Source organism: Streptomyces sp. NPDC000983 (assembly GCF_040299205.1).
Lineage (GTDB): Bacteria > Actinomycetota > Actinomycetes > Streptomycetales > Streptomycetaceae > Streptomyces.
On sequence record NZ_JBEPBM010000026.1, the window covers coordinates 25623 to 39517 of the forward strand.

A 13895-nucleotide genomic window follows, 5' to 3' on the forward strand; every position below is an offset into this window, starting at 1 on the left:
GAAGGGGTGGGGGGATGCGGCCGGGTCAGGCGGTGCGGGCCTCGGTCCGCTCCGGCTCGGCCGTGTCGTGGGCGCCGAGCATCAGGCGCCCGATCCGCTCCCGGGCGTCCGGCGCGTTCGTGGCCACCGGTTCGGAGAGCCGGCCGCGGTAGGCCACGACGACCCGGTCGCACAGGGCGAGGAGTTCGTCCAGCTCGGAGGAGACGACCAGCACGCCGGCGCCGTCGGCCGCGGCCTCGCGGATCCGGCCGTGCACGGCGGCGACCGCCCCCACGTCCAGTCCCCGGGTGGGCTGCGCTGCGGCCAGGCAGCGCAGCGGGTCCAGGGCCAGCTCCCGGGCGAGGACGACCTTCTGCTGGTTGCCGCCGGACAGGGACGACATCGGGGCGCCCGGCCCGTCGGCGCGGATGCCGTGCTCCTCGATCACCCGCTCGGCGGCCCGGCGCAGCGCGCCCCGGTCCAGGAACACCCGGCCGCGGCGGAACCCGTCGAGCCGGCCGAGGAAGAGGTTCTCGGCCACGGACAGCGCGGTGACGCACCCCTCGTGGTGCCGGTCCTCGGGCACCACGCCCAGCCCGGCGCGGGTCCGCTCGCGCGGGGTCGCCGCGGTCAGTTCGGTCCCGCCGACCGTGACGGTGCCCGAGTGCGCGGCGAGGGAACCGCCGAGCACCGCCATCAGCTCGCTCTGCCCGTTGCCCTCGACACCGGCGACGCCCACGATGTCGCCCGCCGCCACGTCGACGGTGACGTCGTCCAGCGCGGGCGTGCCGTCGGCGCGGCGGACGGTGACGCCGCGCAGCCGCAGCGCCGGAGCGCGGCTCCCGGCGTCGGCCCCGGCGGACCGTGCCGTGTCCGGCGGGGTGGGAGCCAGCCCGAGGGTGCCGGACAGGGCCGGGTCCAGCCCGTCCGCGGGCCGACCGATCATCAGCGGCACCAGCCGCTCCGCCGGCAGTTCCGCGAGCGGTCCGCCGCCGGCGACCCGGCCGCCGCGCAGGACGGTCGCCTCGTCACCGGCGCGGGCGACCTCGCCGAGCTTGTGTGTGACCAGGACCACCGCGCCGCCCGCGTCGGCGATCCGCCGGCAGGTGGTCAGCAGGGCCTCGACACCGGCCGGGTCGAGGACGCCGGTCGGCTCGTCGAGGACCAGCAGCCGCGGTTCGCGCAGCAGCGCCTTGACGATCTCCACGCGCTGCCGCAGCCCCACCGGCAGCCGGTCGACCCTGGCCTCCGGCTCCAGGGACAGTCCGTACTCCCGGTCCACCCGTTCCAGCCGGGCCGCCAGGTCCGGCAGCCGCAGCAGCCGCAGGTTCTCGCCCACGGTCAGGGTGGGGACGAGGCTGAAGTGCTGGTGGACCATGGCGATCCCGGCGCCGAGCGCGTCGGCGGGACGGCGCGGCGCGTACGGGCGGCCGTACAGGTGCATCGTGCCCGCGCTCGGGGCGAGGCCGCCGCCGATCAGATGGCACAGGGTCGACTTCCCCGCGCCGTTCTCGCCCAGCACGCAGTGCACGGTGCCGGGTGCGACGACGAGGTCGACGCCGTCCAGGGCGCGGACCGCGCCGAAGGATCTGGCGAGGCCGCGCACCTCCAGTGCGGGAGCGTTCATCGGGTCTTGATCTCCCCGGCCGCGATCTTCGCCTTCAGGTCGTCGAGCTTCTTCCCGGTCGCCGGGTCCGGCTCGCCGCAGAGCACGATGTCGTTGTGCGGCTCCTCGAAGGTCAGCCCGAAGTGGACCGCCTCGGCCTGCCAGGTGCCGGCCGCGAGGTGGTCGGCGGCGTACTCGATCTCGGCGCCGATGTCCGTCTCGACGTAGCCCGCGTAGGCGGAGCCCTCGTCGCAGCCGCTGGGCAGGGGGCCGCCGATGAGCGTGGTGCCGCTCTGCGACGCGGCCTGCGCCAGGCCCCGGTGGCCGAGGTTGAGGATCTGCCCGAGGACGTCGGCGCCGGCGCCGTAGTCGGCCAGCGCCGACTGCTTGGCCTTGGCCGCGTCGTTGAAGTCGCCCACGTACTGCGGGGTGAGGACCTCGACCTTCGGGTCGGCGGCGCGGGCGCCGGCTGCGAACTCCTCGGCCGCGTTGACGATGGCCGGCAGTTCGGCGCCGCCGACGAAGGCGACCTTCCCGGTCTTGGAGAGCAGCGCGGCGGCGGCCCCCGAGAGGAAGGCGCCCTCGGCCTGCTGGGGGTCGTAGAGGGCGAGGTTGGCCAGCGGCTCGGCGTCGGCCGGGCCGCCGATCTCGGCGAACTTGACGTTCGGGAAGCGGGCCGCGACCTTGCGCACCGCCGCGTCGGTCTGGCCGCCCAGCGAGATGACGAGGTCGGAGCCGGTGGCGAAGCGGACCAGCGCCTGCTCGTAGTCGGCCGGGGCGACCTGCTCGACCTTGCTGAAGGTGATCGTGCCGCTGTGCTCCTTCGCGGCCCGCTGGTAGCCGCGGTAGGCCGACTCCATGAAGCCGTCGTCGGACAGGGAGCCGGGGAAGAGCACGCCCACCTTCAGACCGCCGGAGTCGGCGGCGCCCGACGAGGAGTCGCCGTCGCCGCAGCCGGACAGGGTGAGCAGCGCGCCGACGGCGGTCGCGCAGGCCAGGGTTCGGTGGATGGGGGAGTACGCCACTGGGAGCCTCCGGGGGACAGGGCCCGTGAGCCGGTTACTGGTATACCGTTAAGTGGCATCAGTTTCGGAGCCCTGTGTTTCACCGGTGTTAGCGCGCGGTTAGCACTCGCGGCGCGTTGGCGGAGGCCGCCTAGAGTGGACAGCCCCGGGAAGTGGAGGAAACCCTTGGTGAAGGCAGTCCCGCCGTCCGCCGAGCCGCGCGGCTCGCTGCGCCAGCGTGCCTACGACTCCCTGCGCCGGCGGATCGTGGAGGGCGAACTCCAGCCGGGGCAGCGGCTGGTGGAGCGGGACCTCGCGGCCGGGCTGGAGGTCTCCCGCATCCCGCTGCGCGAGGCCCTGCGCCTGCTGGAGGCCGACGGCCTGGTCCTCCTCGTCCCGCACAAGGGCGCGCTGGTCGCCCCGTTCACCCCGGCCGACGTGCGCGACCTGTTCGACGTACGGGAGTCGCTGGAGTCGCTGGCCGCGCGGCTCGCCGCGGAGCGCGCCGACCGGCCGGGCCTGGACCGGCTCGCGGCACGGCTGGACAGCGCCCGCACCGCGACCCGCGCCGCGGACCGCGACGCCATCGCCGCCGCCAACGCGGGCTTCCACACCGACATCGTCGACCTCGCCGACAACCCGCTGCTCACCGGCATGCTGCGCCCGCTGGAGGCGCGCACCCACTGGTTGTTCCGGCTCACCGCCCAGCGGGACCCTGCCCAGCAGTGCACCGAGCACGAGGAGTTGTACGAGGCCATCGCGGCCCGGGACACCGGGCGCGCCGCCGCCCTCGCCCACGACCACATCGCGGCGGGGCGGGCGGTCAGCGTCGCCCTCGCGGCCGAGTGGTCGCTGCCGGAGATCGACCCGGAGGCCGTCGCCATGCGCCGCAGGCGCAGACGCTGAGCCGACGGTCCGTCAGCAGGGCGCGCGCCAGGTCCCGAGTGCGAGCTTCTTGCGCATGGAGGACAGCCCGAGGCGCCGGGAGTCCGCGCAGAAGGCGGAGTCGGGCTCGGCGTACTCCACGTGGAAGACCGCCTTGCCCGCCTCGACGAACGGCTTCAGCGCCTCGCACTCGTCGTACTGGGCGCACTCCTCGTTGACCGCGAAGTCGAAGTCCCCCACCAGGTGCGGGATCTGGGCGAGGTCGTTCTTCAACCCCACGGCGAGGCCCCGCTCGTGCGCCAGGCCGGCGATCATGCGGTTGTAGCGGAGCTGGTCCGCACCGGTGAGCGGGAAGCCGGTGTCGTCGGCGTACCCCTCCACCAGATCGGGCTCGACCGCGTCGAAGCCCTTCTCCCGGCACATGTCGAAACGGCGCGCCATGATCGGCCGGAGCACGGCCAACCGGCGGATGTCCAGCCAGCGTTCGCCCTCCCAGCCGTTCGGGTGGCCGAGGACCGAGGCGGGGAACGCGTCCCGGTCGGGCCGGAAGTCCTCCCGGGCGCCGACGTTGACGTAACAGATCACCTTGCGGCCCGCGCGGTGGAGGCGGGCCACGTCCGCCGCCGAGTTCTCGAAGCCGTCGATGTCGTAGACGGCCACGTCGACCGAGGGGTCGACCCGGCCGTCGAGCTGCCACTGCCAGGCGAGCCCCGGACGCGGCCGCCAGCGGCCCTCGGAGGAGGGGCGCGGGGACGTGCTGGGCCCCGCCGACGCGGTGGACGGTGCGCGCGAGGGGGGTGCGGAGGACGAGCCCCCTGGAGTGTTCCCCGACGTGGTCCCCGCCGCGGAGGGCCGCGGCCCCGACACGGTGTCGTCCCCGCCGACCCCCGAGCACCCGGTCAGCGCGCCCAGCACCAGCAGCGCCGCGGCCGGCGCGACACCCCTCACCGCTCCCCGCCCGCGAGGGCGGGCGTCAACACGGCCCACGGGTTGGGCTGTTCGCCCGTGACCGGCCCCGAGACGGCCGCCCCCCGCTCGTGCGCGGTCCGCACCGCCAGCGGCACCAGTGCCTCGGGCACCCCGTACACCAGATGGCAGAACCGCTCGGCCGGCTGCCGAGCGGTCCACGCCGGACGGCTGAACGCCGAGACGTACGTCGACCAGTGCCCCTCGAAGGTGACCGTCAGATCGGCGAGCCGGGCGTACCCGGGCGCCGGATGGACCCCCGGGTTGAGCACCACCGTCGCCGCGCCGGCCCGCCGCACCGAGCGGACCAGCCGCCGGCACTCGGGCAGCCCGGCCCGCTCGGCCGGCACCCGGTCCAGGAAGCAGCCCTCGGTCGCGTACCACTCCCGGTGCCGGCGCACCTCCGCCACCACCTGCGCCGGATCGCGCCGCCCGTACGCCGTGTCCACGTACCCGAGCAGCCGGGCCCCCGCGTCCCGCAGCGCGCCGGCCGCCGCCGTGAACGCGGGATCGGGCCGCTCGCCCGGACCGCTCGCGGGGTTGAGGACGACCCCGTAGGTGCGGTCGGCGCCCGAGATCAGCCGGGCCCAGGCGCCCGGATCCTCGGCGGGATGGACGTACAGCGGGATCAGCAGGCTCACGGTGCCCCGCCGCCCGCCCACAGCGCGCCCAGCGACTCGGCGAGCGACCGGGCGGGCCGCCAGCCGAGCGCCTCGCGCGCCGCGGTGATGTCCGAGCACTGCCAGGACACCTGCGCCGAACGGGCCGAACCGGCGACGGACTCCTCGATCCGGCCGTGGAACCCGGCCACGTCGGCCAGGCCGCGCACCAGTTCGCGCACCTGGACGGCCGCGCCGCCCCCGATGTTCAGCACCGGCGGCAGCGGACCGCCCGCGGACACCGCCAGTTCCACGGCCCGCGCCAGATCGCGAACGTCGACGAAGTCGCGGTAGGCGGACAGGTCGCCGAGCCGCAGCACCGCCTCCGCATCGCCGCCGGCCTCCCGCAGCAGGGCGGCGACCCGGCCGGGCAGCCCCACCGCCGGGGCGCCCGGCCCGACCGGGTTCCCCACCCGCAGCACCACCGCGTCCAGACCGGACGCGGTCACCACGGCCGTGCCCGCGAGCTTGGTCGCCCCGTACGGGCCGACCGGGCAGGTCGGCGCCGACTCGGTGACCGGGACACCGGGGGTGCCGGGCCCGTACTCGGCCGCCGAGCCCAGCTGGACCAGACGGGCCGCCGGGGCCGCGGCCCGCAGCGCCGCGCACAGCACGGCCGGGCCGCGGGTGTTGACCTCGGCGAGGGTCAGGGCGTCGCCCGACACGGCGCCCGTGCAGTTGACGACGGCGTCGGGCGCCGCCGAGGCCAGGGTCTTGGCCAGCCGTTCGGGGTCGGCCGTGGCGAGGTCGACGTGGTGGTCGGCGCCGGGGGAGCGGCCCCCGCCGAGCACCCGCGTGCCCGGCAGGGCACGCAGCCGCTCGACGACGTGACCGCCCAGATAACCGGTGTGGCCCAGGACGAGAATGCGCATGCTGTGCTCAGGCTCCCTTGAGCAGGAGCGACTTGCGGCTGGTGAACTCCGCGTTCGCCCGGTCGTAGTCGTCGGGGCGGCCGATGTCCAGCCAGTACCCGTCGAACTCGTAGGCGTGCGGCGGCTGTCCGGCGGCGAGCAGGTCCAGCACCAGTTCGTCGAAGCCGAGCGGCAGCCCGGGGGTGTAGGAGTCGAGGGTGTCCCGGGAGACGCCGTAGACGCCCATGGAGACCCGGTAGTCCATGCTCGGCTTCTCGGTGAACGCCACCACCTTGCTGGCGTCGGTGGTCAGCACCCCGAAGTCGATGTGGACCTTGCGCGCGTAGGTGGCGATGGTCAGCGGCGCCGTCGACTCGCGGTGCCGGCGCAGCACGTCGGCGAAGTCCAGGTCGGTGAGGACGTCGCCGTTCATCACCAGGAAGGTCTCCGGCAGCCGGTCCCGCAGCTTCAGCAGCGGGCCCATGGTGCCCAGGGGGCTGTCCTCGGTGGCGTAGGCGATGTCCAGGCCCCAGCGCGAACCGTCGCCGACGTAGGCGCGGATGATCTCCCCGAGGTGGCCGATGGCGAGGGTGCAGTGGGTGAAGCCGGCCGTGGAGAGCTGGCGCAGCACGATCTCCAGGATGGCGTGCTGGTCGCCGATGGGCACGAGCGGCTTGGGCAGGGCCGTGGTGTACGGCCGCAGCCGGACGCCCTTGCCGCCCGCCAGGATCACAGCGTGCATGGACTGCTCCTTCGTGAACGGGGTGGGGGGTTCAGATGTTGTAGATGCCGGTCTTGTAGCGGGCCAGGTTGGCCGGGTCGCGGAAGAAGGCGACGGTGCCCGCCAGGCCCTCCTCCAGGCTGTGGGCCGGCTGCCAGCCGGTGGCGGCGGCGAGCCGGGAGGCGTCCGCCACCAGGCGCATCACCTCCGAGGCGGCCGGCCGCAGCCGCTCGGCGTCCTCGCGGACGTCGAGGGCGGTGTCCATCACCTTGCCGATCAGCGCGACGAGGTCGCCGACCGAGATCTCGCCGCCGGTACCGGCGTTGAAGGTGCGGCCCACGACCTGCTCGGCGGGCGCGGTGCCGACCGCGAGGAACGCCTGCGCGGTGTCCTTGACGAAGGTGAAGTCCCGGGTGGGCCGCAGGTCGCCGAGGGTGATGGTGCGCTCCCCGGCGGCCACCTGCCCGATCACGGTGGGGATCACCGCGCGCATCGACTGCCGCGGCCCGAAGGTGTTGAACGGCCGCAGGGTCACCACCGGTGTGCCGAAGCTCGCGTGGTAGCTGTCGGCCAGCCGGTCGCCGCCCGCCTTCGAAGCGGCGTACGGCGACTGCGTGTTGATCGGGTGGTCCTCGGTGATCGGCACCGTCCGCGCGGTGCCGTAGGTCTCGCTGGTGGAGGTGTGCACCAGCCGGGGCGTGCCCAGGGAGCGCACCGCCTCCAGCACGTTGAGGGTGCCGGTCACGTTGGTGTCCACGTAACTGTGCGGCGCCTGGTAGGAGTACGGGATCGCGATGAGCGCGGCCAGGTGGTACGCGCAGTCGGCGCCGTCGAGGAGCCCGCGGACCGAGCCGGGGTCGCGGACGTCGCCCAGGACGATCTCGACCTGGTCCATGACGTCCGGCGACAGGGTCTCCAACCACCCGTAGGAGGAGAAGGAGTTGTACTGGGCCATCGCCCTGACCCGGTGTCCGGAGGCGACCAGCGCCTCGGTCAGGTGCGAGCCGATGAAGCCTTCGGCTCCGGTGACGGCGGCGAGCGGTGCGGAGGTCAACTCGGGTGTCCTTCCGATCGGTTGGGGAGTGCGGCCGGGTGGGCTCACACATGCGGGGCGGGTCGGCCCAGGGTCCGCAGCACGCAGACCGTCAGCGCCAGGGCCGCCGCCCCGTAGGGCAGGGCGAGTTCGCCCGGAGGCACGAGCAGGGCCGCGGTGGCCGCGGCGGTCAGACAGATCGCGGCGGGCGGCCAGGCCGTGCCGAACGCCTGGAGCAGCAGGGCGGTCCACAGGGTGGCCGCGAGCGGCAGCAGCGCCGCCGGATCGCTGCCGGTCAGCAGCGCGGCCGGCAGCAGCGGCAGGAGGTAGGCGCACAGGCACAGGCCCAGGACGCCCGCCGAGCGCCACAGGAAGCCGGTGGGCGTGGCGGAGGCGCGCAGGGCGCCGACGGACAGTCCGCGGTAGCGGTACAGCAGCCATTCGGCGGGTCCCATGGACACCGTCAGCGCGATCACCGCGTAGGGGTGCTGCCGTCCCTCCAGCAGTACCAGGACCCCGGCCGCGAGCCCGAACAGCCCGTACGGCAGGGACCGGTGGGCCGGCGGTGCGGGGGCGGCGGGGCCGGACGGCGCGGTGAGCGCGGTGCGCAGGGCGCGGGCGGTGACGGCGAGTGTGGCGAGCAGTGCCAGCAGGGGCAGCCCGGCGCGCGCCACGGAGCCGGGCTCCCACCAGGGCAGCACCACCGCGCCGGCGGCCAGTGGGCTGAGCGCGGCCAGCAGCGCCCACTCCGCGCCCAGCACCAGCAGTACTCCCGCGGCGGCCAGGTACACCGACTGCGCCGCCGCGACCAGGGTGACCGGGCCGCCCCGCGCGGGCACCGCCGCGCAGGCGGTGGCCAGGGCCGCGCCCAGCGGGGCGCCGGCCAGCAGGGTGCGGGCCGCGGCCGAACGGCCCGCCGCCATCCGCAGATGGGCCCGGTGGCCCAGGGCCTGTCCCCACGCCCAGGAGACGAGGCCGGCCACCACCAGCGCGGTGGCGTGGGCGGAGGCGTGCCACAGGGGAGCGGCGAGCAGATAGGCGAGGCCCGGCAGCGCGAACAGCGCCCCGCGCAGCAGACAGCGCACATGGTCCGGGCGCCAGGGGTCGGGCGCGGACGCGGGCTCGGGGAAGACCCGGGGGACCCGCTCGTAGAGGGCGGAGGCCAGCGAGAAGATGTCGCGGTGCCCGTACCGCTCCCTGACCACGTCGGCGGTCAGGCCCTCGGACTCCAGCAGCGCCGCCACCTCGTAGGGGTGCACGGCCGGCCCGACACGGTCGGCCAGTCCGGCGGCGAGCAGGTCGACCTCGGCGCGCTGAGTGCCGCCCCCGGGCAGCCGGATGGCCAGGGTGGCGGCGTCGGCGAGGCGCAGCGCGAGTGTGTCCCGCTCGATGCCGTCCGGTTCGAGCGCCATGGGCCCGCTCACCGGGCCAGGCTCCGGTCCGCGGCCGGCGGCAGGTCGGGCACCGGCGTCAACTCCTTTCCCATATAGGGGAGTTCGTGGTAGATGGCGCGGAAGGTGTCGATGGTCCGGCGCAGGGTGAACTGTTCGATCACCCGCAGCCGGGCCGCCTCGCCCATCGCCGCCCGCCGCCCGGGCGCGCCGAGCAGTTCCAGGGCGGCCGCGGCCATGGCGGCGGGGTCCCTCGGCGGTACCACCAGACCGGTGTCGCCGACGGCCTCGCGCACCCCGCCCACGTCCGTGGAGACGGTGACGCGGCCGCAGGACATCGCCTCGATCAGGGTGAACGGGAAGCCCTCGCTGATGCTGGAGAGCATCACGACGGTGCCCGCCGCGTACGCGTCCTTGATGTCGTCCACCCGGCCCTCGAAGGTGACCGCGTCGGCGTGCCCGAGTTCGGCGGCGAGCGCCTCGCACCGCTCCCGGTACGCCTCCCCGCCGCGCGGGGTGCCGCCGAACAACCGCAGCCGCGCCTCGGGGAGTTCCTCGCGCACCAGCGAGAAGGCGCGGATCAGGGTCTCCAGGTCCTTGATCGGGTCGACCCGGCCGGCCCAGCTGAGCGTCGGCCCCCCGGGTTCGGGGCCGGCCGGCGGGAAGGCCGCCGGGTCCACGCCGTTGTAGACGGTGCGGATCGACTCCGGCGCGGCCCCGCCCTGTTCCTCCCAGAGCCGGTTGTAGCGGTTGCCCGGGGTGATCAGCGCCGCCCGGCGGTAGGTCTCCTCCGCCAGCAGCCGGAAGAAGCCGAGCACCACGGCCTTCACCGGCCAGCGGTACGGCGCCGTCCGGTAGCCGAGATAGCGTTCGCGCAGGTAGACGCCGTGCTCGGTGAGGAGCAGCGGGGTGCCGTAACGTTCCAGCGCGGCCAGTCCGGGGAGCACCGCGACCCCGCCGCTCACGGCGTGGGTGACCCCCTCGCTCGGCACCGGCGCGGTGAGCGGGCGCAGGGCGTGCTCCAGCAGCGAGGTCGCGGTCAGCGCGTCGTGCAGCGAGGGCCGGGCCTCGCGCACCACCAGGCCGGGCCGGTTCCACACGGCGGCCAGCACCGAGACCGCCCGGTCGCCGCGGAGGAAGGGGCTCAGCGTGCCGTCCGCCGCGGCGCGCGCCAGCGTGTACAGCGCGGGCCCGAACCCGTCCTCGGCGCAGGGGTCCAGCAGCGCGGCCAGGAACCGCTCATAGGCCTGGACCAGTCGCCGCCGGGCGCGGCCCCGGGGCTGCTCGCCCGGGGGCGGCGCGCCCCACATGGGGACGGACCAGACCCGGGAGACATGGGCGGGCAGCTCCCACACGACGGGTTCGTGACCGGTGCCGGTGACGGCGACGACGTCGAACTCCAGGTCGGGCATGCCACGGACGAGCTGGTCGCACCAGACGCTCACGCCGCCGTGACTGTGCGGATAGGTGCCTTCGGTGAGCAGGGTGACGCGCGTCGCGTCGAGGCGTCGCGCGCCGTGGGGAACGGGCATCGATGTGCTCCACGGCCGAGGTGTGGGGTCGTCGTGCCGGTCCCGGCCGCCCATCGGTGGCCGGGACCGTCGGTCGGTGCGCCGTTCAGGACTCCGGGGAGGCGGTCGTGCCCGCCGGGACATGGGTGTCGGGCGCCGGGTCCGTGACCGTCGCGGACTGTTCGCCGCCGGCGGCCGGGAGCGCCGCCGCCGACGGCAGGGCGAGGGCGAGGGGAGCGCCGGTGGACGGGGTCCAGCCGGAGCGCGCGCCCGCGTAGGCGGTGCCGTAGGCGGCGCCGGCCAGCGTGGTGCCCTCGGGCAGGGTCGCGGTGACCGCCACCCCGTCCGGCGCCTGGATCGTCACCGCGTCGCCGACGCGGTAGGCGGTGACCAGGCCCTCGTCCAGTGCCGCCCGCCAGGCGGAGCGCCGCTGGAGCTCGACGCCGATGTCCTTCATCGGCAGGTTCACCACGGGGGCGCCGGCCGCGAAGAGTTCGGCGTAGCCGTCCAGGACGCCGTCGAGCACCGGGTAGGCGATGCGGTCCTCGGCGAGGTTCGACTGGTGGATGAAGTGCGGCCGGGGGTCGCCGGCGAGGACATGGCCGAGCGCGGTGCGCGTCTCCAGCGGCACGATGTACTGCGCGTAGCCGGTGGCGGTGTCCAGCGGCTCGGTCAGACAGGTCGAGGTGGCCGGGTTGTCCTCGCAGATGCCGCTGCCGCCCTGGGCGCGGCCGGTGTAGATCCAGTTGTACTCGTCGACCTGCTCGGCCGCCCGGCCCGCGTTGTAGAAGACGTTCATCGGGTGGCGCGGCACGGTGGTGGCGGCGCCGACCTGCCGCTGCCCCGGCTCCCGGGAGTTGTCGGAGGCGAGCCAGGTGACGCCGGTGTCGGCGAGGGCGGGCGCCAGGTTGGGGTTGTCGCTCGTCTGCTGCGGCAGCACCCTCATGCCCGAGTGCTCCCCGGTGACCAACTCGGTGTTGTCGAGCGGGAGTCCGGCGTTCTCGCCCCAGACCCGGTTGGTGGCGATCTCGTCGGCGATCGCGGCCCGGCTCACCCAGCGGACGCTGCCGTCGGCCTCGGTGGCGCAGCGCCAGGGCACGACCGCGGTGTCCTGCTCGCAGCCCAGGAAGGCGTGCGTGTAGGTGTGGTTGATCCAGCGGAAGCGGGCCCGGTCGGCGACGAACCGGTCGGCGAGCGGGTCGGCGCCGCCGTTGTCCTCGCGGTGGTCGACGCTGCCGGCGCCGTTGTAGGCCATGTCGAGGGTGAAGTCGTGGCCGTCCTGCCAGTCGGCGGCGTACGTGACGTCCTCGGGCGTCATCCGGATCGGGTCGGGCGTACCCGCGCCCTCGGGGCAGTCCACGTCGCCGGGCGTGCAGTTGAGCGCGGAGTTCCAGCGGTCGTCGGCGGCGAAGACGTCGTCGACGTGCACGGCGAAGTAGTTCCGTGACGCGCCCAGGTGCACCCCGCCGGTCATCCACTCCACGATGCCGCGGGCCAGCAGCCGGAACTGCTGCTGGTACTGGTTGTAGACGAACGTGACGACCAGTTCGCGCCGCCCGTCGTGCCGGTACTCGCCCACCAGCGAGCCGCGCCGCGCGGTGCCGGGGATCTGCGCCTCGACCAGGGGAGTGAAGTCGGCGCCCGCCACGGGCGTCGAGAGATAGGCGTAACTCTCGCCGACGGTCGGGGAGTTGTCCTCGAAGGGCACCGCACCGTCGAGGTAGCCGAAGGGTCCCGCCAGTCCGGCCGGGGTGACCTCGGCCCGCGCCCCGTCGAGGCTTCCGGCGTAGCCGCTCAGGACGGCGTAGTTCAGCCCGGTCTCGGGCCGGGCGTAGGTGTAGGCGTCGACCTGCGGGATGCCGTAGGTCTGCTCGTAGGAGACCAGGGCCGCCATCTCGGCGGAGCCGGCCGCGAAGGGATTGTCGTTGGGCAGCACCACGGCCTGGTACTTGGCGCGCGGCCGCCCGTCCACGGTGTCCGCGAGCAGCTCCGCGTCGATCACCGGCCGGTCCGCCCGGGTGAGGTCGATCTCGGTGTACGGCGTGCCCGACACGTCCAGTTCGGCGGCTATCGCGTCCGTCGACGGGCCGCCGTCGCTGACGACCAGCACCCGCAGGTCGATGCGGGGTGCGGTGTCGGCGTGGGCCGCGCCGACCGGCAGGCCGAGCGCGGCGATGAGCGCGCCCACCGTCAGTGCGATGGTGCTTGACATCCGCTTCATGCGGTGAAGTCCCCTCCCCGGGCAGGGGTGAGTACTGCTCGCAACGAGCGGACGCACCCCCTTGCGCGACGCCGAGCCCCCCTCAGTAGCCGGTCGTCCACGCATCCGTCGCGTCACATGGTGGTGTCTGTGTGTAGCTTTCGTGGTCATCTTGCGAAACATGACGGAAAAGCGCAGGTGTCCAACTGGTCCGATCCGGGCGGGAGATGTCATCTGGGACCGGTTCGCGAGGGTGGTGCGGGGTGCGCGCGAAGTGCCTGGAGTGCTGGCCGGGGGCCTGAACGGGGCGACGGCGGGCCCCCAGGGCCCGCCGTCGCTTCTTCCGGAGGTCTGGACCACGCGGGGACGTCGGTCCCAGACCGATTTCAGGTCAACCGCGGCCCTTTCAGGCGCACAGGACCCGAGTCTCGGGGGTGTACACCGGTCCACCGCTGACGCTCGTGCTGTCGCTGAACTCGGCGTAGAAGTAGGAGTAGAAGCCGATGTTGCCGTTGCAGCCGGAGTCGGCGGCGACCTGGAGCGTGAGGGTGACGGTGCGGCTCTGGCCGGGCGGCACGGTGGCGCCGTAGTTCGCGCCGAGGTTGGCCGGCCCGGTGCCCGTACAGGGGCTCGCGCCCGCGGCGGTGGTCAGGGCGCAGGACGTGAAGCCGTACTTCAGGTCGGGGCGCTGGGTGGTCAGCCAGGTCGGGTCGATCGTCTGGTACACGAACCAGATGTCGTACGTGGCGTTGTTGGTGAGCGTCATCGACAGGTTCACCGTGCCGCCGGGCGTGGTGGTCGCGCTGTCGGTCGTGAACGACAGGGTGGCCGGGGCGGGTTCGGCCGCGCCCGCGGCGGGGGCCAGCTGGAAGACGGTGAGCAGGAGACCGAGGACGGCCGTCAGGCCGAGGCGTCTCATCAGGGGTGATCGCATGGCCCGGGAGGCTAGGTGCGCGCCGTCCGCCCCGTCTGCACCGCTGGAGGCGGATCGACCGGAAGTGTGCCCCCCGTGGTGAAGCTGTGATGGCGATGTGAAGCAGCCCTTCCGCCGTATACGCGCACCGCACGGGCGGCGCCGGGGGTGACCGG

12 protein-coding genes are annotated in these 13895 nt (G+C 74.5%); 1 reads left to right on the forward strand and 11 read right to left on the reverse strand.

The genetic code is table 11. From position 1 onward, the window contains the following. Nucleotides 1-25: 25 nt before the first annotated feature. Nucleotides 26-1606, reverse strand: coding sequence for an ABC transporter ATP-binding protein (locus ABT296_RS26445; RefSeq protein ID WP_351931135.1), 1581 nt, complete (start codon nucleotides 1604-1606; stop codon nucleotides 26-28). Next, nucleotides 1603-2610 carry a BMP family protein gene (locus ABT296_RS26450; RefSeq protein ID WP_351931136.1) on the reverse strand — a complete coding sequence of 336 codons (1008 nt, stop codon included), beginning with the start codon at nucleotides 2608-2610 and terminating at the stop codon, nucleotides 1603-1605. The genes ABT296_RS26445 and ABT296_RS26450 overlap by 4 nt, the downstream gene beginning before the upstream one ends. Nucleotides 2611-2778: 168 nt before the next feature. Here ABT296_RS26450 and ABT296_RS26455 point away from each other — a divergent pair, with 168 nt between their 5' ends. Next, nucleotides 2779-3495: a GntR family transcriptional regulator gene (locus ABT296_RS26455; RefSeq protein ID WP_351931203.1), complete on the forward strand. Its 717-nt coding sequence runs from the start codon at nucleotides 2779-2781 to the stop codon at nucleotides 3493-3495. A 12-nt stretch (nucleotides 3496-3507) separates the two neighbouring features. On the opposite strand, the gene ABT296_RS26460 is transcribed toward ABT296_RS26455, so the two are convergent. From ABT296_RS26460 to ABT296_RS26500, 9 genes are all read right to left on the reverse strand, one after another. After that, nucleotides 3508-4422 (reverse strand): endo alpha-1,4 polygalactosaminidase, encoded by a 915-nt coding sequence (locus ABT296_RS26460; protein ID WP_351931137.1) that lies wholly within the window; start codon nucleotides 4420-4422, stop codon nucleotides 3508-3510. After that, nucleotides 4419-5081, reverse strand: a complete 663-nt coding sequence (locus ABT296_RS26465) for a spherulation-specific family 4 protein (protein WP_351931138.1) — start codon at nucleotides 5079-5081, stop codon at nucleotides 4419-4421. The genes ABT296_RS26460 and ABT296_RS26465 overlap by 4 nt, the downstream gene beginning before the upstream one ends. After that, on the reverse strand, nucleotides 5078-5971 hold the full coding sequence (locus ABT296_RS26470; protein WP_351931139.1) for an NAD-dependent epimerase/dehydratase family protein: 894 nt from the start codon (nucleotides 5969-5971) through the stop codon (nucleotides 5078-5080). The genes ABT296_RS26465 and ABT296_RS26470 overlap by 4 nt, the downstream gene beginning before the upstream one ends. Before the next feature lie 7 nt (nucleotides 5972-5978). Then, the gene (locus ABT296_RS26475; RefSeq protein WP_351931140.1) at nucleotides 5979-6692 is read right to left on the reverse strand and encodes a nucleotidyltransferase family protein; all 714 of its coding nucleotides are present in this window, start codon (nucleotides 6690-6692) and stop codon (nucleotides 5979-5981) included. A 31-nt stretch (nucleotides 6693-6723) separates the two neighbouring features. After that, nucleotides 6724-7725 carry a GDP-mannose 4,6-dehydratase gene (locus tag ABT296_RS26480; protein WP_351931141.1) on the reverse strand — a complete coding sequence of 334 codons (1002 nt, stop codon included), beginning with the start codon at nucleotides 7723-7725 and terminating at the stop codon, nucleotides 6724-6726. 44 nt (nucleotides 7726-7769) lie between these two features. Beyond that, nucleotides 7770-9128, reverse strand: a complete 1359-nt coding sequence (locus ABT296_RS26485; protein WP_351931142.1) for a hypothetical protein — start codon at nucleotides 9126-9128, stop codon at nucleotides 7770-7772. Beyond that, complete coding sequence (pelF, locus tag ABT296_RS26490) at nucleotides 9125-10627, reverse strand: GT4 family glycosyltransferase PelF (RefSeq protein ID WP_351931143.1); 1503 nt, start codon at nucleotides 10625-10627, stop codon at nucleotides 9125-9127. The genes ABT296_RS26485 and pelF overlap by 4 nt, the downstream gene beginning before the upstream one ends. A gap of 85 nt (nucleotides 10628-10712) precedes the next feature. Then, nucleotides 10713-12827 (reverse strand): hypothetical protein, encoded by a 2115-nt coding sequence (locus ABT296_RS26495; protein WP_351931144.1) that lies wholly within the window; start codon nucleotides 12825-12827, stop codon nucleotides 10713-10715. Nucleotides 12828-13212: 385 nt separating this feature from the next. Then, a complete protein-coding gene (locus tag ABT296_RS26500) occupies nucleotides 13213-13740 on the reverse strand; it encodes a hypothetical protein (protein ID WP_351931145.1) in 528 nt (175 codons plus the stop codon). Nucleotides 13741-13895 lie beyond the last annotated feature (155 nt).

Excerpts from the sequence above, each read along its gene's own strand:
- ABT296_RS26445 (WP_351931135.1), bottom strand. The coding sequence starts at position 1,606 with ATGAACGCTCCCGCACTGGAGGTGCGCGGCCTCGCCAGATCCTTCGGC.
- ABT296_RS26470 (WP_351931139.1), bottom strand. The coding sequence starts at position 5,971 with ATGCGCATTCTCGTCCTGGGCCACACCGGTTATCTGGGCGGTCACGTC.
- ABT296_RS26475 (WP_351931140.1), bottom strand. The coding sequence starts at position 6,692 with ATGCACGCTGTGATCCTGGCGGGCGGCAAGGGCGTCCGGCTGCGGCCG.
- pelF (WP_351931143.1), bottom strand. The coding sequence starts at position 10,627 with ATGCCCGTTCCCCACGGCGCGCGACGCCTCGACGCGACGCGCGTCACC.
- ABT296_RS26495 (WP_351931144.1), bottom strand. The coding sequence starts at position 12,827 with ATGAAGCGGATGTCAAGCACCATCGCACTGACGGTGGGCGCGCTCATC.
- ABT296_RS26500 (WP_351931145.1), bottom strand. The coding sequence starts at position 13,740 with ATGCGATCACCCCTGATGAGACGCCTCGGCCTGACGGCCGTCCTCGGT.